Genomic DNA, 22,998 nt, shown 5'->3' with positions numbered 1-22,998 from the left:
GAGGGGGCGGGAGGGACTGTCCACCGGAACGCGGATGGAACAATGCATGGCATGCCGAACGCCGCCCCCTCCGCCACGACGCGCCAGCGCATCATCACCGCCGTCCTGCAGATCATCGGCGAGGGCGGGGTCGCGGCGGTCACCAACCGGCGCATCGCCAAGGAAGCCGGAGTGTCACTCGGCTCGGTCACGTACCACTTCGAGACCCAGCACGATCTGCTGCGGGAGAGCCTGCTGCACTTCGTACGCGAGGAGGCGCGGTACTTCACCGAGCTGGCCGACCAGTGCAAGACCGAGGACATCGACGTCCAGGACGCGGCGTCCCTGGCCGGCCAGGTCGCGTGCGGCACGGCGCTGGACAGCGCCCATCTCGCGCCCTTCGAGCTGTACATCCACGCCGGGCGCGACGAGCGACTGCGCGAGGCGGCGGCGGAGGCGTTCCGGGCCTACGACCGGCTCGCCGCGCAGATCCTCACCGCTCTGGGCGTGCCGGACGCGGAACGCCTGGCGGCCACCACGGTCGCCCTGGTGATGGGGCTGCAACTGCGGCGTCTGGCCACCGGCAGCCCCGCGGAGGACCTGGTCGACGCCCTCCTGCTGCTCGCGCGAGGCAGTCTGCCTCCGCAGTGATCAGCGACGCAGCAACTCCGTCGCCTGTTCGCCGATGATCTCCCATGCGGCGGACGGGACATCACCGAGCGCCGTCCGCCGCAGCGCCCGTACGGCGTCCTCGCCACCGGTGTCGCCGGTGGCGCTGCCGCTGACCACGTCGTATCCGTCGCGCACGGCGACACGGAGGCGGCGCTGTCCGTCGGCGTCGGCGTGCAGAGCCGTGGCGACGACGAGCGGCGGCGCTCCGCCCGCCTCGGCCGGCAGTTTGCGGTAGGCGGTGGCGACGGGCTCTCGCCAACGGATGCTCAGCAGCAGCGGACGCTTGGCGATCGCCTCGGCCAGATCGATCTCCTGGACGCCTTCGGGTCCCAGCACCGACGCCCGCGCGTCCAGGACGAGAGCCGCCGGCAGCAGGCAGCGCAGCGTACTGCCCACGAGATTGCCGCCGACCGTCGCCGTCCGGCGCACGGCGCCGGTCCCGACCGAAGCGGCGGCCAGGCGTATGACGTCCGGGACCCGGTCGTCGATCCGGTTCAGCACCACGGCGGCGCCCAGCGTCTCGCGCCCGAGGACATTGGCCTCCGGGAGGCCGCGCAACGACATGGCCTGTTCGGGGAATCCATCGCGCTGCCATTCGGCCCACACCAGCGTCGCCCCGCCGATCGGCACGGCCCCCTCGGCCAGGCACTCCTGCGCCTCGGACACGGAGCTGGGCTGTCGCAAGAGCATCGCAGCCGACCTGCCTTTCTGGGGAGTTGAGCGGCGGGGCCGTGAACCGGACACCCGCCCATCGGCATGGCGCATTCTTGCCGCACGGACCGGGGCGCACACAGGGCTCACATGAGCATGCCGGGCGTCCTCGCAGCCCGTTCGCACAGGCATGGGGGCTGGTCCCCATGGGGACGACGGCGGCAACTAAGCTCCCGCGCATGAACGGAGAGGGCAGCGACAACAGCGGTAGACGGGTTGTCGACGGGCGGTTCGAGCTGGCAGCACGGCTCGGCGGTGGCGGTATGGGCATGGTCTGGCGCGCGACGGACCTGGTGCTGCACAGGAGCGTGGCGGTCAAGGAGGTGCGGCCACCCGATCCCGACCTCGCCGAGTACGATCCGGAGGCCGCCCGGACGCTGCGCGAGCGGGTCCTGCGGGAAGCACGCGCGCTGGCCCGGGTCGACCACCCCAATGTGGTGACCATCCATCATGTGGTCGACGGCGGCCCGGGAAGCTACCCCTGGATCGTCATGGAACTCGTCACCGGCGGCTCCCTGGCCGACCGCCTTGCGCGCGGGCCGATGTCCCCCCAGGAAGCGGCACGGATCGGACGTGAGGTGCTGGCCGCGCTGCGCGCCGCGCACCAGGCGGGCATCCAGCACCGCGACGTGAAACCGGCCAACGTCCTGCTGCGTCCCGACGGCCGTCCGGTACTGACGGACTTCGGCATCGCGGCGATCCGTGAGGCCACCACTCTCACGGCCACCGGGTCGGTCATCGGCACCCCGGACTACATGGCGCCCGAACGCGTCTCCGGCAAGGACGGTGGTCCCGCCTCGGACCTGTGGTCGCTGGCGATGATGCTCTACACGGCCGTGGAGGGCGAGCATCCGCTGCGCCGCGGCACAACACTCGCCACCCTGGCAGCCGTCCTCAGCGACGACATCCCGCCCCCGGTCCATGCCGGTCCGCTGCGGGACGCCCTGATGAGGGTCCTCGTCCGGGACCCCGCCGCGAGGCCCGACGCCGAGCAGCTGGACCGGATGCTGGCCGACGCCGCGCGCGAACCCGAGTCCCCCACCTCCTACCAACTGCATCCCCCGTCGGCACCGTACGTTCCCGGGCCTGCCACGGCACCCACGGGCTTCGGCCCCGCGCCCGCCATGTCCGGGGGGCCGTACGGTGCTCCGCCGGCCCCGACGACGTCCCAGGGCCCACAGGACGCGCGCCCGGCGTCCGCCACGGTCCCCGTACGGCCGGACCGTGGCCGGCGCTGGACGCTGGTGGGCCTGCCCGTCGCCGGAGTCGCGCTCGCCGGGGTGCTCGTGTGGACGCTGCTCCCCGACGGAGACTCGAAGGCGTCCGGTTCCGGCGCGACCGGCAACTCCACCACCAGGTCGCCGTCGGGCGGCGGCTCGACCGCCACGGACGTCACGCCGTCGGCGAAGGAGTCGACCGGCGCCACGGCGAGCACCAAGGGGAACCTGCTGACTCCGGCCGGCATCCGCACCGCCATCAGCGCGTTCAAGCAGCAGACCGGCCGGACCCGGTTCGGGTCTTTCGTCGTGTATCCGGAATACGTCTCCGCCGACCTGATGGTGAAGGGCAGCGACACCAAGGAGGACTCGTACACCTATCGCCCCGGCCAGGGAGTCCAGAAGGGCATCATCAGCGACACGCTCAGCGGTGAGGAGAAGCCCGTCAGCCTGGACGACTTCGACTGGGACAAGGTCCCGGCCCTGCTGGCCGAAGCCGAGCGGAAACTGAAGGTCGATGACGTGCAGACCCGCTACCTGTCGGTGACCCTTCCGGGCAACGTCTTCGGTGACCCTCCCGGAATGTCCGTCTACCTCACCAACGCCTACGGACAGACCGGCTACCTCCAGGCGGACAAACAGGGCAAGGTCTTCAACGTCATGCCCAACGAAAAGTGATGTGGCATGTGAGGCAGGTCACTTGATGGAGTGGAACTCGAAGGCCGGCATCGGCGAACAGGAGGTGACCACGACACGGCTTTCGAGGGATACGACATGAATGACAGAGGTAAGGCGTGACACTGCTGCCGGACACCGGCGCCGCTCTCGCCCCGACGACGGACGCGAGCGGCGACTCCGACGGCTCGGTCATCGAACGATCCTGGGAGACGCCCGACGCGTTCGCCGTGATCTTCGACCGCCACGCCGACGACATCCACCGCTACATCGCACGACGTCTGGGCCCCGACACGGCTGACGACCTGATGGCGGAGACGTTCGTGATCGCGTTTCAGCGTCGTCGGCGCTACGACCCGTCGCACGCGCACGCGCGGCCCTGGCTGTACGGGATAGCCACCAACCTGATCGGCCGTCACCGCAGGGACGAGGCCCGTCGGCTGCGGGCGCTGTCGCGCATGGCGTCCTTGTCCTCGGAGCGGGACCACGCCGGTCCTGAGGACGGGATCACGGAGAGCGCCGCCGGGACGCACGGCACTCTGGCCGGGGCTCTCGCCCAACTGCCCGCCCGCCACCGGGACGTGCTGCTGGTGATCGCCTGGGGAGAACTCGACTACGTGGAGGCCGCGCAGGCCCTCGGCGTGCCCGTCGGCACCGTCCGCTCCCGCCTGCACAGGGCCCGCACCAAGCTGCGACGGGCACTGGGCGGACCGGACCTCACCACCTCGACCGCGCCTCAGAAGGAGACCGATCATGGATGAACTGACGATGGTGCGGGGATGGGACACGGACCAGCACAGGCTGTCCGACGAGGCCCGCGCCGCCGCCCGAGCCCGTCTCGGAGCCGCCATGGTCGAGGAGTCCCGCAGTGGTGCATCCCGTGGGCGTGCACTCAGCCGACGACTCGTGTTCCGTACCGCGCTCGTCGGCGTGACCGCGGCGGCGGTGGGTGTCACCGTCCTGGTGGCCCACGACGCCAAGGACGACGACAAGCCACGTCTGGGTGCGATCAGCGCGACGGAGGTGCTGCAGAAGGCCGCTGACAGGTCACGCGCCGCGGGGAACGATCTGCCTATTCCGCGTAACGACCAGTACTTCTACACCAAGACGTACATCACGCAGACGCCGGTCAAGGGCGGGAAGACCAGGACGTGGATCGACGAGAGCTGGATGTCGGTGGACGGTTCCAAGCCGTCCCTGCGTCAGGAGCACGGGAAGATCCACCACGATCCGCCGCTCGGCAAGCACGAGGTGCGCTGGCCTCCCACCGTCTACTCGAAGCTCAAGGCCATGCCGACGGACCCCGACAAGCTCCTCGCCCAGTTCAGGATGGGCCGGCCAAGCACGACCCAGAACGACATGTACGCGTTCTTCGAAGGATCCATGCTGCTCATGGGACCTCGTGTGATGCCCCCCGGCCTGCAGGCCGGCGCTTTCGAAGCGCTGGCGAAGCTTCCCCGGATCCGCCTGGACTACGACGACGTGGACGTGGCCGGCCGGTCCGCCGTCGGAGTCTCGTACCCCAAGACGACGTTCACGTTCCTCTTCGATCGCAAGACGTACGACTACCTGGGCCTGCGCACCAAGGGGAGCAGTCCGAAGAAGGTGCACGGCGAGTGGAAGCAGAGCAACTGGTACTACGAGACCAGGATTCTGCAGGACACTCAGGTGGTCGACCGTATCGGACAGCATGACTGAGATCTCTGAACTCCGGTTGGCGGGGGCGGCTCGGGCCGCGCTGGGCGGCGGGCGGCGGCTGGCGGCGGTCGAGCGGGTCGCGGGCGGCAGCAAGAAGGGCGTGTACCGCCTGGTGATGGACGACGCCACCACGGCTGTCGCCTACCTGTGGCACGACGCCGAGAACTACTGGCCCGCGGCCGAGGGCGACAACGACCTCACCGACCCGTTCTCGCCCGGCCTCGGGCTCGACCTGTTCGAGGCCGCGCACGCCCGGCTGGACGCGCTCGGCGTCCGCGTCCCGGCCATCCGTCTCGTCGATCGCGAGGGCACCCACGGCCCGGGCGACCTCGCGATCGTCGAGGACGTCCCAGGCGAGAACCTGGAGAAACTCCTCGCGCGTGACCCGAGTGCGGCCGCCCCCGTCCTGGACCGGCTGGGGGAGGCGTTGGAGGCGATGCGGGGTCATCGGGCGTCCGGGTACGGCAAGGTGGCCGTGGTCGACGCGGGAGGCACTTCGCGGGGGACGTCGTGCGAGGGGGTCGTCCTGGACCGTGCGCTGCGCGACCTCGCCGAGGCGGCGGCCCGGGATCCGCGGATCGCGGGAGCCCGCGACCGGCTGGAGCAGCGGCTGACGGATCTCGCGGCGGTGGTGCGGCCGCGCGCCGAGTACGCGGTCGTCCACGGCGAACTCGGCCCCGACCACGTGCTGGTCGACGCGGGCGGGAACCCCGTGGCGATCGACATCGAGGGTTCGATGTACTTCGACGTCGAGTGGGAGCACGTCTTTCTGCGGATCCGGCTGCACGACGCCTACCGTCCGCTGGCGGTGGACGGCCTGGACGAGGACCGGCTCGCGCTCTACACGCTCGCCCAGCGCCTGTCCCTGACGGCGGGTCCGCTACGGCTGCTCGACGGGGACTTCCCCCACCGTGCGGCCATGGCGGACATCGCCGAGCACAACCTGGAGCAGGCGCTGGCCCTGGTCGCCGTGGTCTGATCCCCGGGTCAGTCGAGGACAAGGGGATCCGGCAGGGACGCCGAACGGTGCATGCGCAGGAGCGTGTGGACGACTCCTGACAGGCCCGACATGAGGCTGGGGGAGAACGCCTCGCGGGCCAGTCCGCCGACCGGGCCGCGCTGTTCGAGGCTGGTGAGGATCTCGCCGTCGAGGTCGGCGGGGTCGCCGACGTTCATGGACGTGAGGAACTGCCAGAGGCCGAGGTCGCCGTGGCACAGGGTGTGGCTCCAGCCGAAGCCCTCGGCCGCGCAGGCCCGCGCGGCGCGGCGGGCCATGTCGAGGTGGGCCGGATCGCCGGTGCGCCGGTGGAGGTCGAGCATGCCGACACCGATTCCCGCGCTGCCGTGACACCAGCTGGTGAAGAAGTCCTCCTCGGCGCCGATGCGGACGTCCAGCCAGTTGCCGTGGTCCGGTTGGTAGAGGGACTCCTGGTAGGCGAAGGCCAGTTCGGCGAGGTGGGCCCAGCCGTGCCGCTCGGCCGCGGCACCCGCGTCGCTCAGGGCGAGCCGGGTCAGCGCCCAGCCGATGCCGGTGGCGCCGTGGGCGAAGCCGCCGATGCCCTCCGGGTTGAGCCGGGTCGTCCACCGGGCACCGCTCGCGTCCACCGTGGCCAGGCCGGTCAGCCGACGGCCGATCTGCGCCGCCGCGGCGAGCCAGCGCTCCTGCCCGGTCGCGCTGGCCAGGTTGAGCAGAGGGACGATGCCACCGGCCGCTCCGTTGAGGAGATCCACCTCGACGTCGTCCTCGACGAGTCGGCCCTCCAGCAGCACCGCACGCGCGGCGGCCCGCTCCAGCAGCCGGTCCTCACCGAGCACCCGGTGCAGCGCCAGCCACGTCCACACCTGCGACGCGGCACCGCTGAACGCCCCGGCGGACGGCGTCGGCGTCCGGTCCTCGGTGCTCATCAGGACGCGCAGCGCGCCCTCTAACGTCTCGGTGACGCCGGGTACCTCCTCCGCCCGCCCGGCGCGCACCTCGGCCGCGTACTCCGCGAGCGTCAGCACCACGCCGCCCTGCCCGGTGTAGAGGTCGGCGGGCAGCACCCTGATCGACCACCCCGCGGGGGTGAAGACCGGGCTGATCCAGGTCACCGTGCCGTCCTCGCCGCGCACCCCTCCGTCGCACAGCCGCCGGACCATCCGTGCGGCCAGTTCCCGGCGGCGCCGCTCCCGGTCACGGGCGTGCGGGTCGCGGGCGGCTTCCTGCACCCGCGCCGGCAGCGAACGCTCGTTCAGGTACGCGCCGACCAGCGCGTCCTGGATCACCGACTCCTCCAGCGCCAGATCGGCGGTGCGCCAGTCCTCGACCGTGTTCCGTACGGCGGCCGCGTCCACGGTGAAGCCGAACAACGGCACGTCACCGGCCAGGAGGTCCGCGATCTCACCGTCGATGGCCGCGCGCTCCGTCGGCGCACCGGGCAGCACCTCGGCGTTGCGCCGCAGGATGTCCCGGGCCCGCTCGACGGCCGCGGCCTCGTCGTGCAACGACGCCGGATGCCACAGCATGCGGCCGATGTCGACGTACGCCTGGGTCGGCCGCAGGATCCGGCGGGCCTGCGCGCCTTCGAAGCGGGACAGCAGACGGTACGGGTCCACGCCGGGTCGGTGCAGGTGCGCGGTCATCTCGCGGAAGCCGGCCAGGATCCGGTCCCAGTACGCGCTCAGCACGGGGGTCGGGCTCGGGTGGTTGCCCGCGGTGGGCATCGCCACCAGGTCCACGTGGAAACGGGCCGCCGCGGTGCCGCCGTCCGCGATCACCGGGCTCGGGATCAGCGGCTGCTGGCCGGGCAGTGCCCCCACCCCGGAGATGTCCACGCCGCCGAGCGCGAACCCGGTGCCGCGCACGGGCAGCAGTCCGGTGCGCAGCACCGTTCGCCGGATGGCCGCCGCTGCCACGTCCACCGCGTCGCCCCGGCCGCTGGGCGGGAAGGGGGCGGGGGAGTCGAAGAGCGTCTCGGCGTCCACGATCACCGGCACCGGGCCCGCGGCGATCATGTTCTCGGCGTGCATGTCGGTGCCTCCGGTGAAGCGGAGGACGGCCAGCCAGTGCCCCACGTTGCGGTAGAACGCTGCGAGTTCGACGTCGTCCGCGCAGTACCGGTGGTGCACGAACTCGGCCCAGCCGTGCCCCTCGCACGCCACCGTCCGCGGCACCCGGATCCGTTCGTCCGACGCCGGGGCACCGGGGAAGTCCGTGAACAGCTCGTCCAGCAACGCGCCCAGAGCCACGTCGGCCTCGGACGGCCGGGGCTTGTACATCACGCTTCCGCCGGAGAAATCGACCCGGCTCACCGTCAGGCCGCCCCGGTGGCTGTCGCCCGCCCCAAACGTCACGGCGTGCACCGGCCCCGCGGGTCCCCCGAGCAGCGGTCGCAGCAGCTCGCGGTCCGCGGCGAGCCGCTGCGCGAACCCGGCCGTCGCCGCCACCGACATCCGTGCCACCGCAGCGATCCGCGGGCCGACACTCGCGTACCGGCCGGCCAGCTTGCCGAGATAGCCCTCCGCACCGGCCTGCTCGATGAACGCGGCCCACGTTCGCGTGTCCGCCGCACCGCCGGCGTCCGGACCGGCGCCCCCTGCCAGGCGCAGCGCGTGCAGTTCGACCAGGAGGAGCCGGGAGAGTTTGGCGTGCAAGGACCGGAGCAGGGCCGTGTGCCCGGCCTCCAGCACCACGTCCCGCTCGACCCGGTCCAGGGCGGTCACGGCCGCCAGGCGCCGGGCCAGGTCGTCCCGCCACGGCCGGGCGATGCCTCGTACGGGCCCGGCGAACCACTCAGCCTCGTCCACGCCGTCCGGCGTCGATCCGCTCACCTTCCACCCTCCCTCTTCGACCTCACCGAACGAGACGCGGGGAACCGCGCGAGCAGCGCGCGGTTCCCCGGTCGGGGCCCGAAGGCACCGTGGACGATCAGCAGCACCAGCTGCCGTGCGACCCGCTCGGGCTGGAACAGAAGCCGTAGAGGGAGTCGCTCGGGTCGGTGAGCGCGGCCTCCGCGGCGGCGCCGCCGACGTAGAGCGGCCCGGCGGGGTTGAGCTGGCCGAAAGCGCTCTCGGCGCCCGACAGCCAGGCTTCGAGCACGGCTGCGGTCTGAACACTGGTCTGGGGCATCTGTGGCCTCCGAAGGCGGGAGTTTGGGGCGGATCGCCCAGCCCTGAGTATCGCGATGTTCGAACACCCGTCAGATGCGCAATCCGGCCACAGTCGTGCGGGAATCCTGATGCCTCCTGTAGGAAACTGAGGCGTACGACGTGTGCCCGTCCCGCTCACAACATGACGTGCTTGACCTGTGTGTAGTCGAGCAGGCCGGTCAGGGACAGGTCGCTGCCGTAACCGGAGTGGCGCACACCGCCGTGCGGCATCTCCGAGACTGTCGTGCCATGGGTGTTGACCCAGACGATGCCGGTGTGCAGCGCGCGGCTCGCCCGCATGGCCCGGTCGTGGTCGCGGGTCCAGACGCTGGCGGCCAGCCCCTGGGGAACGGCGTTCGCCATCCGGAAGGCCTCGGACTCCTCGGTGAAGGGCTGGACGGTGACGACCGGGCCGAACACCTCGCTCCGTACGATCTCGTCCTCCTGCCGGGCTCCGGCGACCACCGTGGCCTGGTGGAAGTAGCCGGGGCGGTCCAGGGCGCCGCCCCCGGTGACGACCTCGGCGTGGTCCGGGATCCGCTCCAGCAGGCCGCGCACGCGGGTGAGTTGGGCGGCGTTCGCGAGCGGGCCGAAGTCGGTGTGCTCGTCGTCGGGGTCGCCGGGCAGCAGCCGTGCGGCCCGGTCGGCGAAGGCGTCCAGGAAGGTCTCGTACACGCGGTGGTGGACGAGGATCCGGGTGGCGGCCGTGCAGTCCTGCCCCGCGTTGTAGAAGGCCAGCGACGACAACTGCTCGACCGCGTCGTCGAGATCGGCGTCCGCGTGGATCAACACCGGTGCGTTGCCGCCGAGTTCGAGGTGCAGCCGTTTGAGGTCAGCGGCCGCGGCGGCGGCGATCTCCTGCCCGGCGCGGACGCTGCCGGTGACGGCGACGAGCCGGACGTCCGGGTGGGCCACGAGGGCGCGCCCGGTGTCGCGGTCGCCGCACACCACGTTGAGTACCCCGGGCGGCAGATGCTCGGCGGCCAGCCGGGCCAGCAGCGTGGCCGACGACGGCGTGGTGTCGGACGGTTTCAGGACGACGGTGTTGCCGGCGGCCAGCGCGGGGGCGACCTTCCAGACGGCCATCATCAGCGGGTAGTTCCATGGGGTGATCTGCGCGCAGACGCCGACCGGCTCTCGGCGCAGGACCGAGGTGCGGCCCGGCGTGTACTCGGCGGCCGCGGCGCCCGGCAGGTTCCGGGCGGCCCCGGCGAAGTACCGCAACACGTCGACGACCGCGGGCAGTTCGTCCGCCAGGAACAGGGCACGCGGCTTGCCGGTGTCGGCCACCTCGGCGCTTGCCAGCGCGCCGGCCTCCCGTTCCAGGGCGTCGGCGATGCGCAGCAGTGCGGTCTGCCGCCGCGCCGGAGTCGTGGTCGACCAGCCGTCAAAGGCCTGCTCGGCCGCACGGCAGGCCGCGTCCACGTCCTCGGGGCCGGAGAGCGGGGCCGTGCCGTGGGGGAGTCCGGTGGCCGGGTCGACCAGCCGCACGGTGGCACCGGAGGCGGCCGGTACCTCCTTGCCGTCGATGTGGTTGAGACGGGCGTGGTCAGCCACGGCGCAGCGCCTCCCCGGCGGCGGCGCGGCCGGTGCGGACCGCGCCCTCCATGTATCCGGCGACCCACTGGTCCGAGCCGCAGACGTAGAACGGTGGCTCGTGCGTGCCGTGCAGCGGGCCTACCGCCATGACCTCGCCCGGCGGCCACTGGGTGACGTAGCCCTGGGTCCACGGGTCGGTGCCCCAGAGCCGCAGATGGCAGGCCGTCGGCCGCTGTGCCTCGTCGCCGAACATGGCGGCCATCTCCGCCAGCAGCTCGGGCGTGCGCAAATGGGGCGGGGTGCCGAGCAGGACGCCGTAGCGTTCGGGCGGGATCAGCGCGGACAGGACGCCTTCGTTCTGTGGCCAGGTGCTGCCCAGGACCCCCTCGGTCTCGGAGAGGCCGTTGAGCCCGTCGGCGCGCCAGAAGGGACGGTCGTACACGGCGGCGAACTTGGCGGCGACCGCCTGGCGTTGCCGGTGCAGGGAGGCCAGCCGGGCCTCGCTCACGCCACTGACGGTGACGGACCGCAGCGGTCCCACGGGCAGGGCGCTCACCACGGCCGCCGCGGTGAGGACTTCGCCGGTGACGAGGCGTACGGCGCAGTCGCCGGGGCGTATGTCCAGCGCGGCGACCGGCGAGCCGAGGCGTATGCGCGGCCCCAGCTCGCGGCCCATGACCTCGGCGAGGGTGGCCGACCCTTCCGCCAGCCGGAGTCCCTCCCAGTTGTCGTAGTCGTAGTCGCCCGTACCGGGGACCGCCGCGCTCTTGCGCAGCGCGGCCAGGAGCGAGATGCGCTCGTACGATCCTCCCGCCAGGGCCAGTTGGCCGATGTCCCACAGCCGCACCACGGCGGGTGTGGCGTGGCGGGAGCGCAGCCAGTCGGCCACGGACAGCCGGTCCAGGGCGGTCGCCTCCGGGTGCGACCAGGGATCGTCGGGGTCGACCGTGGCGGCGAGTTCGCTGAACTCCTTGCCGAGTTCCTCGTGTCGGGCCAGGTCGCCGGGGCCGAACCAGTGCGGTGGGTCGCCGGCCGAGAGACCCTCGGGTGTGGAACGGGTGATACGGCCGGGTTCCGCGACGTAGCTGGCGACCAGCTCCAGGCCGAGTTCCTCGGCGAGTCGCAGGTACGCGGTGTGGGCATGGCCGACCACTTCGCCGCCCAGCTGGACGGTACGGCCGTCGGGCGTGCGGGTCTGCTCGACCCGGCCGCCGACACGGTCCCGGGCCTCCAGGACGAGCACGTCGGTGCCGGCGGCTGCCAGGTCCCGGGCGGCGGCGAGCCCGGCAAGACCCGCGCCGAGCACGATCACGTCGTGATGCATCAGCTTCGCTTTCTTGAGGGATGGGGTCAGGCCAGGACCAGGCAGTGTTCGGGCCGCCAGCCGAACTCCACCGTCTCGCCGCCGCTCCAGCGGTCCTCCATGCGCGCACGGGCCGTGTTCTGCTCCAGCACCGACAGCGTGACGCCCGGGGCGAGTTCGATCAGGTACGTGGTGGTCGGGCCGCTGTAGACGGTTTCGCGGATCACCCCGCGCAGCATCGACATGCCCGGTTCGAAGTCCGACAGCCAGATCTTCTCGGGGCGCACCGACACGCTCACGGCGGTGCCGTCCGCGATGCCGGTCCGGGCGCCGACCGGCAGGGCGGGCCCCTGCTCCAGGGCGACCTCACCTGCCCGGTAGGTGCCGGTCATCAGGTTGGAGGTGCCCATGAAGGAGGCGACGAAGCGGGTCGCGGGGTGTTCGTAGACGTCCTCGGGGGTGCCGCACTGTTCGATGCGGCCCTCGTTCATGACCGCGATCCGGTCGGACATGGTCAGCGCCTCGTCCTGGTCGTGGGTGACGAAGACGAAGGTGATGCCGACCTCGCGCTGGATCTGCTTCAGCTCGACCTGCATCTGCCGGCGCAGCTTCAGGTCGAGGGCGGCCAGCGGTTCGTCGAGGAGCAGGACGGCCGGACGGTTGACGAGCGCGCGGGCGAGCGCGACGCGCTGCCGCTGGCCGCCGGAGAGGGTACGGGGTCTGCGGTCGGCGAGGCCGGCGAGCTGGACCAGGTCCAGCATCTCGCCGACCCGCTGCCGTATCTCGGCCTTGGCGACGCCCTGGCGCTTCAGCCCGAAGGCGACGTTGTCGGCGACGCTGAGGTGGTCGAACAGCGCGTAACTCTGGAAGACCGTGTTGACGTTGCGCCGGTTCGGCGGCAGCGCGGTCACGTCCTCACCGGCGAGCAGCACCGAGCCCTCGCTGGGGTCGCTGAACCCGCCGATCATGCGCAGCGAGGTGGTCTTGCCGCAGCCGGAGGGGCCCAGCAGGGAGAAGAAGTGGCCGGCCTCGATGTCGAGGTCGAGACGGTGGACGGCGGAGGAGTCGGCGAACCGCTTGGAGACGCCGTCGAGCCGGACTGCGGGGGTCGCGTCCATGGATCACTCTCCGGAGAGGATGTCGAGGCCGCCGCGGCGGCCGAAGAGGCGCGGGATGAACAGGGCGAGGGCGATCAGGGCGATGGATCCCGCGAGCATCAGCGTGCCGACCGCGTTGATGGTCGGCTGCACCCCGAAGCGGATCGCCGAGTAGATCCGCACCGACAGCGGCTGGGGGTCGACGCCGGTGGTGAAGTACGCGAGGACGAAGTCGTCGAAGACGAGCGCGAAGATCAGCACGGCGCTGGCCAGCACAGCCGGGAGCAGGGCCGGCAGGGTCACCAGACGGACCGCCTGCCACCGGGTGGCGCCGAGGTCCATCGCGGCCTCCTCCACCTCCGGGTTCAGCGCGGCCACCCGGGACCGGAGGATGACCGTCACGTAGGAGATGGAGAAGGTGATCTCGGCGAGCATCACCGTGCCGGTGGACAGGGCCACGCCCAGGCCCTTGAACAGCAGCATCGACGCCACGCCCGTGACGATCTCCGGCGTGATCAGCGGCACCAGCATGATCAGGCCGGCCAGCGAGCCGAGCCGGGTGCGGCAGCGGACCAGACCGAGCGCCAGCGCCACTCCGAGGACGACCGAACCGGCCATCGCCACCAGGGAGATCCGCAGGCTGGTGCCGAGCGACGAGATGAGGACGTCGTCGTGGACGAAGGCCCGGTACCAGCGCAGGCTGAACCCGCCGAAGACGGTCAGGGACTTCTTGGAGTTGAAGGAGAAGAGGGCGACGACGGCGATGGGGAGATAGAGCAGGGCGAAGAAGAGGCCGGTGACCGCGATCAGGATCCGCGGCTTGCGGTCGGCACGGCCGCGCCGCGTGCGGTTACGGGCGGTCGGCCGGGAGGGGGCGGTGGCGGAGGGCAGCTTGACGATGGTCATCGGCGGGCCTCCGCCTCGTCCTTGCGGGTGCGCCGCAGATAGCCGAACATCCCGATCAGCAGCACCAGCATCAGCAGCATGGTGAGCGCGGAGCCCAGCGGCCAGTTCTGGCCCTGGAAGAACTTGTCCTGGATGAGGTTGCCGATCATGATCTGGTCCGGTCCTCCCATGAGCTGTGCGCTGACGAAGTCGCCCATGGCGGGCAGGAAGACCAGCACGAGTCCGGCCGCCGCGCCCTGCCGGGTGGCGGGCAGGGTGACGTAGAGGAAGGTGCGGACCGGGCCGCCGTAGAGGTCGCGGCCGGCCTCGATGAGGGAGACGTCCAGGCGTTCCAGGGCCGCGTACAGCGGGATGATCATGAAGACGACGAAGCCGTAGACGAGTCCCGCGACGACGCCGACGCCGGTGTTGAGGATCTTCGTGCTCCCGTCGGCCAGCCCCACCGCGCGCAGGGCGCGCAGCACGGGCCCGTCGTCGGAGAGGACGACCGACCAGCCGTACATCCGCACCAGGTAGTTGGCGAAGAACGGCACGACGATCGCGGCGATCAGCGCGTGCTTGTACCGTCCGCCGTACAGGGCGATGGTGTACGCCACCGGGTAGGCGATCAGCAGGCAGATCGCGCAGGTGAGCAGGGCGTAGCCGAGTGAGCGGGCCAGGACTTCCGTGTAGGCGGGATCGGCGAGGGCGCGTACGCCGGACAGATCGAAGCCGAAGCGCGGGTTGCCGAGGTCGTCGGTGGTGCCGACCGCGAGGACGGCGACGAGGACCAGCGAGGCGATCAGGAAGCCGGTCATCCACAGCGTGCCCGGCAGCATGAACCAGACCCACATCCGGTTTCCGGTGGTGTCCCGGCGGCCGGTGCGGGAAGCGGGGCGGAAGAGTGCCATGGTCAGCCCGCCTTCACATGCGTCCAGGCGGTGTCGCGGGCGTCCTCCGCCGCGCGGCCGCCGTTGCGGAAGAACAGGTCCGCCTTCAGGTCGTCCTCGGTGACCAGGCACTCGGGGAACGGCTTGACCAGCTCGGCGTAGGTCTTCTCGGAGCCGGCCACCGGCATCGGGTAGCCGATGTACTCGATGTTCTTCTTCACGTTCTCCGGCCGCAGCATGTAGTCGATGAACAGCATCGCCGTGCCGGGGTGCGGGGCGTTCCAGGGAATGGCGTAGCAATCGGAGTTGATCGGCGTGCCCTCCCTCGGGGCCTCGAAGCCGAACACGGAGGGGTCCTTGGCCTGGTTGAGCATGGCGGCCATGTCCCCGCTCCAGGCCTGGGTCATGACCGCGTTGCCGTTGAGAAGGTTGTTGTAGCTGTCGCTGGAGAAGCCGCGCAGCCGCGGGCGCAGCGTGCTCAGCAGTGAGGTGATGCGGTCGAGGTCACCGGTGTCCCCGGTGCTGACGGGCAGACCGAGTGCGAGGGCGCCCATGCCGAGGACCTCGTCGCGGTCGTCGAGCAGGAAGACCTTGCCCTCGGCCTTGTCGCTCCACAGGTCCCGCCAGGATCCGGTCAGTTCACCGATCCGGTCGCGGCGCCAGCCGATGCCGGTCTTGTACGCGGTGAAGGGGACCGTGTGCGCGGAGCCGGGGTCGTACCAGGGATCGGCGAAGTACGCGTACGTGCCGAATATGGCGTGCGCGTTGGTGAGTTGGGTGTGGTCGATACGGCGCAGCCGGCCGCCGCGGACCAGGCGCTGGGCCCATTTGGCGGTGGGGAAGACGATGTCGTAGCGGTTTCCGGCGTTGAGCTTGGCGACCATGCCTTCCATCGAGTCGAAGTTCGACTGGATGACCTTGACGCCGTACTCCTTCTCGAACCCCTTGAACACGGACGGGTCGACGAAGTCGGCCCAGTTGAAGTAGACGAGATCGCCGTCGACGCGCGCCTTGACCGGGGCGAGCTGCTGGGCGTCGGGTGTTTTCGCGGGCATGAACCCGCAGCCCGCGGCCGCCGCACCGAGCAGGCCGTAGGCGCCTGCCCGTAGCACGGCGCGGCGGGGCGGGGGTGGGGATACCTCGGGGGACATGGAGCGTCCTCTCCGTCGAGGAACGGCACAAGTCCAGGGCGGACCGGCTGGTCGGCTCACGGAGGCCCTGACTCCGTAGTGAAGACCGGTCTGGGGAGGGTGCTGGTGTGCTCAGAAGGAGAGGGGTAAGCCCGACGGAAGGCGTACGGCGTACAGCGTGCGGGAGGGCGTCACCGGGTGTCCCCCTCCAGGTCGTCCCGGACCCGGCGGGCGAACCAGCCGACGGCGGCCTCGCGCTGCGACAGCGGTCCCGGCTCGAAACCGGGCGTGGTCAGGCCGGCCTGCACGCGTTCCACCAGCTCGGCGTCCTCGTCGTTGGTGACCCAGCCGATGTGGATGTTCAGCCGCCGGGCAAGCCGGGTGCGGACGCTCTCCCCGTGCCGGGTGTAGAAGCCGCCGGGGATCGCCGCCCGGTCCTGGGCGGTGGGCAGGGCGGTCCACGCGAGCACGTGGTCAGGGTAGAAGTCGATGAGCGTGTTCGGATAGATCACGGCGTACCGCCACACGCGCCGGTCGGCCTCGGTCAGCCCCGGCATCGGGGTCGCGAGGCGCTGGTAGAGCCGCTCGGTCCAGTTCGAGGAGGGCTTGTCGCGCAGCGGGGACTCGAACAGGACGTAGTTCTGCTGAACGTCCACCGTGTACGCCTGGTAGTCCAGCAGCCGCATGAGCGCGGGGTGGGCGACGGGGACGTGGTAGCCCTCCAGATAGTTGTCGACGATCACCTTCCAGTTGGCGTTCTGCTGCTCGCCGCCCGCCAGGTCGTGGATGCGGTGCTTTCCGACGGGGATGAGGCCGGGCCCGGCGTAGTGGCCGACGGCCTGGGCGAGCCCGGCGCAGCTCTCCGCGAGCGGGGTCGCCTCCATGTCGAGGTTGACGAAGACGAACCCGAGGAAGGACTCCACGTTGACCGGGTGCAGTCCGAGCCGGGGCTTGTCCAGGCAGGGGATCCGGCGCGCCTCGGGGGCACCGACGAGCCGTCCGTCGAGCTTGTAGGTCCAGCCGTGGTACGGGCAGCGGATCGCCTTGCCGGACGGCTCCGGTGCGGTGACCAGGCGGGTGCCCCGGTGCCGGCAGACGTTGAGGTGGGCGGCGAGGCCGCCGTCCTCGGTGCGGACGACCAGCACCTCCCGGCCGGCGGCGGTGGCGGTGAGGCGTGCGCCGGGTCCGGGGAGGTCGGATTCGTGGCAGACGAGCTGCCAGGACTTGGCGAAGATGCGCTCGGTCTCGGCCTCGGCGACGGCCGGATCCGTGTAGTAGCGGGCCGGCAGGGCTTCCCCGGGGTGCTCGGGGGGCGGTTCCGGCGGGGCAGCGGAGACGGTGTCGGCTGCCCGGGTGGGCGAGGGGTGCATGGGGTCCTCCTCCGCGCCGCGGCGGCGGCGATGGGCGGTGAGGCTGTGCCCGGAACGGACGGCAGGTACGGCGTCAGGCGAGGCGTAGGGGTCAGGAGAGGCGTACGCATCGGCTGAGCCGTCCGGACCTGCCGGGATCCGGCTGACTGATTGGTTAGTCAGAGTGCGACCGCGGCGGGATCAAGTCAAGACTTGTGGGCTGACTAATTAGTTAGTTAGTCTCGTGGTAGGCGGACGACCGTGCATCTCGCACCGGTCCGGACACCCTCCGTCGCCGTCCACGCCACGCCCGGTCCCGGCCGGGCTCGCACAGCTCCCCACCCCTCTCGTCGCGGTGCCGGAGCATCCCCGTCCACGCCGTCGCCGCGCCACCCCGTTCTCCGGACCACCCGGGGACGGTGCGCCCCCGGAGGCACCCATGAGCGCTCGCCGAAGTCTCGTCTGGCTCGGTCTCACGCCGGAGCCCGAACAGGAACTGCCCGCCGCGGTGGCCGCCCTGCGCGCCCCGGCGGACCACCGCCCGCCGGCGGCCCTCGTCGCCGCCGAGCGGCACCGCGTCGAGCGGCTCGTGCTGCGCGGCACGCAACGCGGCTGGCTGCGCTACCTCAGCGAAGTCACCGACCTGGTCGTCGAGGCCGCCGCGCCGACCGCCACCGCCGACCCGCGGCCGGCGCTGGTGGCCGGTGAGGTCGTCCTCGACCACCACCGCATGCTGATCGGCCTGCCCGGGGCCGGATACGTGCGCACCGCCACGCAACGGCGGGATCTGGAACGGGCGCTGGTGCGGCTGAGAGACCGCGACTACACCGTCCCCTCCAGCCACCGCGACCCCAGGAGCACCGCATGACCGGCGTCTTCTCCCTCCTCCCCGAAGGCCGGCCGGGCCTCCTCGCCCCGCTGCTGTCCGGCGCCTGGCTGTCCGGCGGCAGCGAGGACGCCTCCCGGTACCTGGCCGCGGGCGGCTACGCACCCCTGACCGCGCCCGACCGGCTGCTCGACCGGTTGCTCGACCGCATCGCCGCCGTGGGGCTGCGCGGCCGTGGTGGGGCCGGTTTCCCCACCGCGGTCAAGATCCACGCCGTCCGCGACGCACCGGGCCCACCTGTCGTCGTCGCCAACGGTGAGGAGGGCGAGCCGGGCTCGGTGAAGGACCGCTGGCTGCTGCGGCACCGGCCGCACGTGGTCCTGGACGGCATCCGCCTGGTCGCGGCCATGACCGGCGCCGAGCGCGGCTGCGTGTACCTCTCCGACGGTCCCGCCGAGCGGGCCGTGCGCCGGGCCCTCGCCGAGTGTCCCCCCAGGCTGCGCATCGACGTCGTACGCACGGAGCACACCTACGTCGCGGGGGAGGAGACCGCGGTCGTACGACGCATCGACGGCGGCCCGGCGCTGCCCACGGCGAAACCCCCGCGCCCCTTCGAGCGCGGTGTCGGCGGCGCGCCCACCCTTGTGGCCAATGTCGAGACGCTCGCACGCATCGCGCTGATGTACTCGCGTCCCGAGGCCGCGGGCGCCGTCGCCGGAACCCATCTGGTGACCCTCTCAGGAGTCCGTGGCGCGTCCGCGCTGGCCGAGGTGCCCGCCGGTACGCACCTGAAGGTCCTCGCCGACCTGTGCGGGCACGGCAGAGCCCAGGCAGTCCTGCTGGGCGGCCTCTTCGGCGGCCTGCACGGCACGGGCTGGACGGACCTTCCCCTCGACCACGACCGCCTGCGCGCGGCCGGCGGAGGCCTCGGCTGCGGGGCGCTGCACTTCCTGCATCCGGAGGACTGCCCGGTCGCCGTGGCCACGGAGGCCGCCGCCTACCTCGCGGCACAGAGCGCCCGGCAGTGCGGGGTGTGCGTCTCCGGCACCGGAGCACTGGCCCGCACCCTCACGGCCGTCGCTCGCGGCCAGGCGGGCGACGAGGCGGCGGACAAGCTGCACCGCTGGTCGCGGCAACTGCCCGGCCGCGGGGCCTGCGGGCTGCTCGACGCCGCCGCCCGCATCGTCGCCACCCTGCTCGCCCACTTCCCCGACCACGTCGACGCCCACCGCCGCTCTGGCTGCCCCGCCTGCGAGGGGGCGGCACCTGAGGACGGACGCCGGTTCACGGTGCCGGTGCCCTGAGCCGCGTCCGGCCTCCTAAGTCGCATCCGGACCCCGGCCCCGCATCCGGACCCCTCGCCCCGCCCCCGCCCCGCACCCCGCCGTACCGAAAGGACCCCGCCATGAAACTCCTGCTGGACTCCACCCGCTGCCAGGGCTACGGCCTCTGCCACGAACCCGCGCCCGAGCTGATCGAACTCGACGAGTGGGGCTACGCGCGGGTGCGCGAGCACGACGTCCCGCAGGGCGGCGCGGACGCTGCCGAAGCAGCCGTCGCCGCCTGCCCCAACTCCGCGCTGCGGCTGGTGAAGTGACATGGGACGTGACCTGTCGGCCCTCTTCGACCCCGTCTCCGTCGCCGTCGTCGGAGCCAGCGACGACCCGGCCAAGTACGGCCATGCCATCGCCGCCCAGGCCATCCGCGCGAACGGCCGCCGCCCCGTGCACCTGGTCAACCGGCGTGGCGGCACCGTGCTCGGCCGTACCGCAGCCCCCAGCCTGAGCGCGATCGGCGAGCCCGTCGACCTGGCGGTGGTCTCCGTGCCCGCCGCCGGCTTCGAGGACGCCGTCGACGAGGCGCTGCGGTGCGGGGCCCGGGCGATCGTCGCGATCACCGCCGGGTTCGCCGAGACCGGCGAAGCGGGGCGCACCCGCCAGCGTGCCGTCGCCGAACGCGTGCGCGCCGCCGGTGCCGTGCTGATCGGCCCCAACTGCCTGGGCCTGGCCGACAACACCACGGACCTCTTCCTGGCCTCCGACACCTTCGCACCCGGCGGCATCGCGCTCCTCAGCCAGAGCGGCAACCTCGCCCTCGAACTCCAGCTCCGCTTCCGCCCGCACGGCCTCGGCTTCTCCCGCTTCGTCTCGCTCGGCAACCAGGCCGACGTCACCCTCGTCGACCTGCTCGCCGACTGCGCCCGGCACGAGGGCACCAACGCCATCGCGGTCTACGCGGAGGACTTCGCCGACGGACGCGCCTTCGCCGAGGCGGCCGCCGACGCCGGCAAGCCCGTGGTGCTGCTCACCGGCGGACGCGGCGACGCCTCCGCACGCAGCGCCCAGTCGCACACCGGCGCGCTCACCACCTCCGCCGACGTCGTCACCGCGGCCTGCCATGACGCCGGTGTGGAACTGGTCGCCACGCCCCGTGAACTCACCGTCGTCCTGGCCGCGTTGAGCGGCGCGCGACGGTCGGCCGGCCGCCGGGTCGCCGTCCTCACCGACGGCGGCGGCCACGGCGTGGTCGCCGCCGACGCCGTCGAGGCGGCGGGCCTGACCGTGCCCGAACTCCAGGAGCCGACGCGGCAGCACCTGCGGGAGGCCCTGTGGGCACAGTCGGCCGTCGCCAACCCGGTGGACCTCGCCGGAATGGGGGAGCAGGACCCCGGCTCGTACGCGGAAACCGTCGCCGCGCTGCTCGCGGCCGAGGAGGTCGACGCCGTCCTGATGACCGGCTACTTCGGCGGCTACGCGGCCGCCGACGGCGGGCTCGGGGGAGGCGGTACGGTACTCGCGGACGGGGAACAGGCGGCCGCGCGCCTCATCGCGGCCCGCCACCGGGCCACCGCGAAACCCCTCGTGGTGCAGTCGATGTACCCCGAGTCCCCCAGCTGCCGCACCCTCACCTCGGCCGGCATCCCGGTCTTCGCCGCCACCGAGGACGCCGCCCGCGCCCTCGCCGCGACGGCACCCGGCACACCGGACACCGGTGTCACACCCCTTCCCCGGGCCGCGTCACCGCTCCGGGAGAGCGGTTACATGGAGACACGCAGGGCCCTGGAAGCGGCCGGACTCGCCTTCCCCGCCGCCCGGGAGATCCACGACGAGGCGGAACTGCTCGCCGCAGCCGAGGAGTTCACCGGCCCCTACGTCCTCAAGGCCCTCCACCTGCTGCACAAGTCCGACGCGGGCGGCGTGGCACTGGGCCTGGCCGGACCCGGCGAACTGCTCGCCGCGTTCCGCGAGATGCACGCCCGGCTCGGCGCCTCCTCCTACTCCGTGGAGGCGATGGCCGACCTGACCGACGGCATCGAGCTGATCGTCGGCGTCAACCGGGACCCGCGCTTCGGCCCGGTCGCCATGGTGGGCCTGGGCGGAGTACTGGCCGAGGCACTGCACGACGTCGCCTTCACCCTGGCCCCCGTACCCGCCGACCGCGCCCTGAGCCTGCTGCGCGGACTGCGCACCGCCGCCCTGCTCGACGGGGTGCGCGGCCGCCCGCCCGTCGACGTCACCGCGGCCGCGGCGGCCATCGAGACGATCACCGCGTTCGCCGCCGCCCACCCCGAGATCGCAGAGATCGAGGTCAACCCCCTGCTCGTGCAGCCCGGCGGCGTCCTCGCCCTGGACTCGCGCGCCGTACTCGCCTGACCCACCCGCACGCCGCCCACCGACCGAAGAGGCCCCCATGGACATGCGCTACACCCCCGAACAGGTCGACCTGAAGCACCGCGCCGCCGAGTACGCGCGCCTGCTCATGCGCTACGAGGACCAGTCCGAGCAGGCCGGCGGCCCCCTGCCGCAGCAGCTCGTCACCGAACTGACCCGCGCCGCCATGGACGCCGGTGTCTACGCCATCAACATGCCCGCCGAGTGGGGCGGCGCCGGCCTCAGCCTCCTCGACCAGGTCATCGTCGAGGAGGAGTTCGGCAAGGTCACCAACTGCCTCTGGGACATCCCCTGGCGACCCGCCAACGTCCTGGCGTACGGCGACGAGCGGCAGCGCGAGAAGTACCTACTGCCGGTGATCCGCGCGGAGAAGTTCGACGCGTTCGCCGTCACCGAGCCGGGCGCGGGCTCGGACCCGTCCGCCGGCACCTCCACAGCCACCCGCACCGACGGAGGCTGGCTGCTCAACGGGGAGAAGTGGTTCGTCACCTGCGGAGACATCGCCGACTTCCTGCTGGTGCAGGCGGACGCCGGCCCCGAGCGGCAGCCCACGCTGTTCTTCGTGGACAAGGCCGCACCAGGAGTCGAGATGACACGGGTCCCGCGCTTCATGCACTCCGCGGTCAATGGGCATCCCGAGTTCACCTTCACCAACGTCTTCGTGGCCGACGAGGACGTCCTCGGCGGCGTCGGCAACGGCTACGAGCTGACCAAGGAATGGTTCACCGACGAACGCCTGATGATCGCGGCACGCACCGTCGGCGCGGCCGAGCGCGCCCTGGAGCTGGCGCGTGACTGGGCGGTGGAGCGGGAGCAGTTCGGGGCGCCGATCGCGTCGTACCAGCTGATCCAGGGCATGCTCGCCGACTGCGCCGTCGACATCGCCGTCAACCGTGCCTACACCCACCAGGTCGCCTGGGAAGCCGACCAGCCGCACACCGACCGCAAGACACTGCACGCCAAGGCCTCCACCGCCAAGCTCGCCGCCAGCGAGGCAGCAGGCCGGGTCGCCGACCGCTGTCTGCAGATCTTCGGCGGCCGCGGCTACGACCGCTCGTACGCCGTCGAGCGCATGTACCGCGAGCTGCGCGTCGACCGGATCTGGGAGGGCACCTCCGAGATCCAGCGGCTGATCATCGCCAACGAGCTGATCAAGCGCGGCACCCGCGCCCTCGCCCTGCCCGTCCACTGAAACCGCCCACCCCGATCACCCCACAGCGAGGACTTC

The 22,998-nt window shown here is 72.0% G+C and carries 20 protein-coding genes; 10 read left to right on the top strand and 10 right to left on the bottom strand.

Annotation, left to right across the window (positions count from 1 at the left end; genetic code table 11):
* Positions 1-51: 51 nt before the first annotated feature.
* A complete protein-coding gene (locus tag BEK98_RS31340) occupies positions 52-630 on the top strand; it encodes a TetR/AcrR family transcriptional regulator (protein ID WP_094220093.1) in 579 nt (192 codons plus the stop codon).
* Here BEK98_RS31340 and BEK98_RS31335 read toward each other — a convergent pair whose 3' ends face one another.
* Positions 631-1,341: an FAD binding domain-containing protein gene (locus tag BEK98_RS31335; protein WP_094220092.1), complete on the bottom strand. Its 711-nt coding sequence runs from the start codon at positions 1,339-1,341 to the stop codon at positions 631-633.
* Between the two features lie 200 nt (positions 1,342-1,541).
* Between BEK98_RS31335 and BEK98_RS31330 the strand changes: the two genes are divergently transcribed.
* From BEK98_RS31330 to BEK98_RS31315, 4 genes are all read left to right on the top strand, one after another.
* The gene (locus BEK98_RS31330; RefSeq protein WP_094220091.1) at positions 1,542-3,257 is read left to right on the top strand and encodes a serine/threonine-protein kinase; all 1,716 of its coding nucleotides are present in this window, start codon (positions 1,542-1,544) and stop codon (positions 3,255-3,257) included.
* Positions 3,258-3,373: 116 nt separating this feature from the next.
* A complete protein-coding gene (locus BEK98_RS31325) occupies positions 3,374-4,015 on the top strand; it encodes an RNA polymerase sigma factor (protein ID WP_244202078.1) in 642 nt (213 codons plus the stop codon).
* Positions 4,008-4,952, top strand: a complete 945-nt coding sequence (locus BEK98_RS31320; protein ID WP_094220090.1) for a CU044_5270 family protein — start codon at positions 4,008-4,010, stop codon at positions 4,950-4,952. The genes BEK98_RS31325 and BEK98_RS31320 overlap by 8 nt, the downstream gene beginning before the upstream one ends.
* Positions 4,945-5,931 (top strand): phosphotransferase family protein, encoded by a 987-nt coding sequence (locus BEK98_RS31315; RefSeq protein WP_208643287.1) that lies wholly within the window; start codon positions 4,945-4,947, stop codon positions 5,929-5,931. The genes BEK98_RS31320 and BEK98_RS31315 overlap by 8 nt, the downstream gene beginning before the upstream one ends.
* Positions 5,932-5,939: 8 nt before the next feature.
* Here the strand turns inward: BEK98_RS31315 and BEK98_RS31310 are convergent, their stop codons facing one another.
* The 9 genes from BEK98_RS31310 to BEK98_RS31270 form a co-directional block, all read right to left on the bottom strand.
* Complete coding sequence (locus BEK98_RS31310) at positions 5,940-8,762, bottom strand: type 2 lanthipeptide synthetase LanM family protein (protein WP_208643286.1); 2,823 nt, start codon at positions 8,760-8,762, stop codon at positions 5,940-5,942.
* A gap of 97 nt (positions 8,763-8,859) precedes the next feature.
* The gene (locus BEK98_RS31305; RefSeq protein WP_094220088.1) at positions 8,860-9,060 is read right to left on the bottom strand and encodes a DUF6229 family protein; all 201 of its coding nucleotides are present in this window, start codon (positions 9,058-9,060) and stop codon (positions 8,860-8,862) included.
* Between the two features lie 155 nt (positions 9,061-9,215).
* Positions 9,216-10,637: an aminobutyraldehyde dehydrogenase gene (locus BEK98_RS31300; RefSeq protein ID WP_094220087.1), complete on the bottom strand. Its 1,422-nt coding sequence runs from the start codon at positions 10,635-10,637 to the stop codon at positions 9,216-9,218.
* Positions 10,630-11,943, bottom strand: coding sequence for a flavin monoamine oxidase family protein (locus BEK98_RS31295; protein WP_094220086.1), 1,314 nt, complete (start codon positions 11,941-11,943; stop codon positions 10,630-10,632). The genes BEK98_RS31300 and BEK98_RS31295 overlap by 8 nt, the downstream gene beginning before the upstream one ends.
* Positions 11,944-11,969: 26 nt before the next feature.
* Complete coding sequence (locus tag BEK98_RS31290) at positions 11,970-13,040, bottom strand: ABC transporter ATP-binding protein (protein ID WP_094220085.1); 1,071 nt, start codon at positions 13,038-13,040, stop codon at positions 11,970-11,972.
* Between the two features lie 3 nt (positions 13,041-13,043).
* Positions 13,044-13,925, bottom strand: coding sequence for an ABC transporter permease (locus BEK98_RS31285; protein WP_094220084.1), 882 nt, complete (start codon positions 13,923-13,925; stop codon positions 13,044-13,046).
* Positions 13,922-14,815: an ABC transporter permease gene (locus tag BEK98_RS31280; protein WP_094220083.1), complete on the bottom strand. Its 894-nt coding sequence runs from the start codon at positions 14,813-14,815 to the stop codon at positions 13,922-13,924. Before BEK98_RS31280 ends, BEK98_RS31285 begins: the two co-directional genes overlap by 4 nt.
* A gap of 2 nt (positions 14,816-14,817) precedes the next feature.
* Positions 14,818-15,945, bottom strand: coding sequence for a polyamine ABC transporter substrate-binding protein (locus tag BEK98_RS31275; protein WP_094220082.1), 1,128 nt, complete (start codon positions 15,943-15,945; stop codon positions 14,818-14,820).
* 170 nt (positions 15,946-16,115) lie between these two features.
* The gene (locus BEK98_RS31270; RefSeq protein WP_094220081.1) at positions 16,116-17,294 is read right to left on the bottom strand and encodes an aromatic ring-hydroxylating oxygenase subunit alpha; all 1,179 of its coding nucleotides are present in this window, start codon (positions 17,292-17,294) and stop codon (positions 16,116-16,118) included.
* A gap of 418 nt (positions 17,295-17,712) precedes the next feature.
* Here BEK98_RS31270 and BEK98_RS31265 point away from each other — a divergent pair, with 418 nt between their 5' ends.
* The 5 genes from BEK98_RS31265 (at position 17,713) to BEK98_RS31245 (ending at position 22,962) form a co-directional block, all read left to right on the top strand.
* On the top strand, positions 17,713-18,141 hold the full coding sequence (locus BEK98_RS31265) for a hypothetical protein (RefSeq protein WP_094220080.1): 429 nt from the start codon (positions 17,713-17,715) through the stop codon (positions 18,139-18,141).
* Positions 18,138-19,403 carry an NADH-ubiquinone oxidoreductase-F iron-sulfur binding region domain-containing protein gene (locus BEK98_RS31260; protein ID WP_094220079.1) on the top strand — a complete coding sequence of 422 codons (1,266 nt, stop codon included), beginning with the start codon at positions 18,138-18,140 and terminating at the stop codon, positions 19,401-19,403. The genes BEK98_RS31265 and BEK98_RS31260 overlap by 4 nt, the downstream gene beginning before the upstream one ends.
* 101 nt (positions 19,404-19,504) lie before the next feature.
* Positions 19,505-19,696 (top strand): ferredoxin, encoded by a 192-nt coding sequence (locus BEK98_RS31255; protein WP_094220078.1) that lies wholly within the window; start codon positions 19,505-19,507, stop codon positions 19,694-19,696.
* Position 19,697: 1 nt separating this feature from the next.
* Positions 19,698-21,752, top strand: coding sequence for an acetate--CoA ligase family protein (locus BEK98_RS31250; protein WP_094220077.1), 2,055 nt, complete (start codon positions 19,698-19,700; stop codon positions 21,750-21,752).
* A gap of 37 nt (positions 21,753-21,789) precedes the next feature.
* Complete coding sequence (locus BEK98_RS31245) at positions 21,790-22,962, top strand: acyl-CoA dehydrogenase family protein (RefSeq protein WP_094220076.1); 1,173 nt, start codon at positions 21,790-21,792, stop codon at positions 22,960-22,962.
* Positions 22,963-22,998: the final 36 nt, after the last annotated feature.

Source organism: Streptomyces diastatochromogenes, from assembly GCF_002242805.1.
Taxonomy (GTDB): Bacteria; Actinomycetota; Actinomycetes; order Streptomycetales; family Streptomycetaceae; genus Streptomyces; species Streptomyces diastatochromogenes.
This window is presented reverse-complemented; position numbering and strand designations above follow the sequence as displayed.

Excerpts from the sequence above, each read along its gene's own strand:
- BEK98_RS31340 (WP_094220093.1), top strand. The coding sequence starts at position 52 with ATGCCGAACGCCGCCCCCTCCGCCACGACGCGCCAGCGCATCATCACC.
- BEK98_RS31335 (WP_094220092.1), bottom strand. The coding sequence starts at position 1,341 with ATGCTCTTGCGACAGCCCAGCTCCGTGTCCGAGGCGCAGGAGTGCCTG.
- BEK98_RS31330 (WP_094220091.1), top strand. The coding sequence starts at position 1,542 with ATGAACGGAGAGGGCAGCGACAACAGCGGTAGACGGGTTGTCGACGGG.
- BEK98_RS31320 (WP_094220090.1), top strand. The coding sequence starts at position 4,008 with ATGGATGAACTGACGATGGTGCGGGGATGGGACACGGACCAGCACAGG.
- BEK98_RS31315 (WP_208643287.1), top strand. The coding sequence starts at position 4,945 with ATGACTGAGATCTCTGAACTCCGGTTGGCGGGGGCGGCTCGGGCCGCG.
- BEK98_RS31305 (WP_094220088.1), bottom strand. The coding sequence starts at position 9,060 with ATGCCCCAGACCAGTGTTCAGACCGCAGCCGTGCTCGAAGCCTGGCTG.
- BEK98_RS31295 (WP_094220086.1), bottom strand. The coding sequence starts at position 11,943 with ATGCATCACGACGTGATCGTGCTCGGCGCGGGTCTTGCCGGGCTCGCC.
- BEK98_RS31290 (WP_094220085.1), bottom strand. The coding sequence starts at position 13,040 with ATGGACGCGACCCCCGCAGTCCGGCTCGACGGCGTCTCCAAGCGGTTC.
- BEK98_RS31285 (WP_094220084.1), bottom strand. The coding sequence starts at position 13,925 with ATGACCATCGTCAAGCTGCCCTCCGCCACCGCCCCCTCCCGGCCGACC.
- BEK98_RS31280 (WP_094220083.1), bottom strand. The coding sequence starts at position 14,815 with ATGGCACTCTTCCGCCCCGCTTCCCGCACCGGCCGCCGGGACACCACC.
- BEK98_RS31275 (WP_094220082.1), bottom strand. The coding sequence starts at position 15,945 with ATGTCCCCCGAGGTATCCCCACCCCCGCCCCGCCGCGCCGTGCTACGG.
- BEK98_RS31270 (WP_094220081.1), bottom strand. The coding sequence starts at position 17,294 with ATGCACCCCTCGCCCACCCGGGCAGCCGACACCGTCTCCGCTGCCCCG.
- BEK98_RS31265 (WP_094220080.1), top strand. The coding sequence starts at position 17,713 with ATGAGCGCTCGCCGAAGTCTCGTCTGGCTCGGTCTCACGCCGGAGCCC.
- BEK98_RS31260 (WP_094220079.1), top strand. The coding sequence starts at position 18,138 with ATGACCGGCGTCTTCTCCCTCCTCCCCGAAGGCCGGCCGGGCCTCCTC.
- BEK98_RS31255 (WP_094220078.1), top strand. The coding sequence starts at position 19,505 with ATGAAACTCCTGCTGGACTCCACCCGCTGCCAGGGCTACGGCCTCTGC.
- BEK98_RS31250 (WP_094220077.1), top strand. The coding sequence starts at position 19,698 with ATGGGACGTGACCTGTCGGCCCTCTTCGACCCCGTCTCCGTCGCCGTC.
- BEK98_RS31245 (WP_094220076.1), top strand. The coding sequence starts at position 21,790 with ATGGACATGCGCTACACCCCCGAACAGGTCGACCTGAAGCACCGCGCC.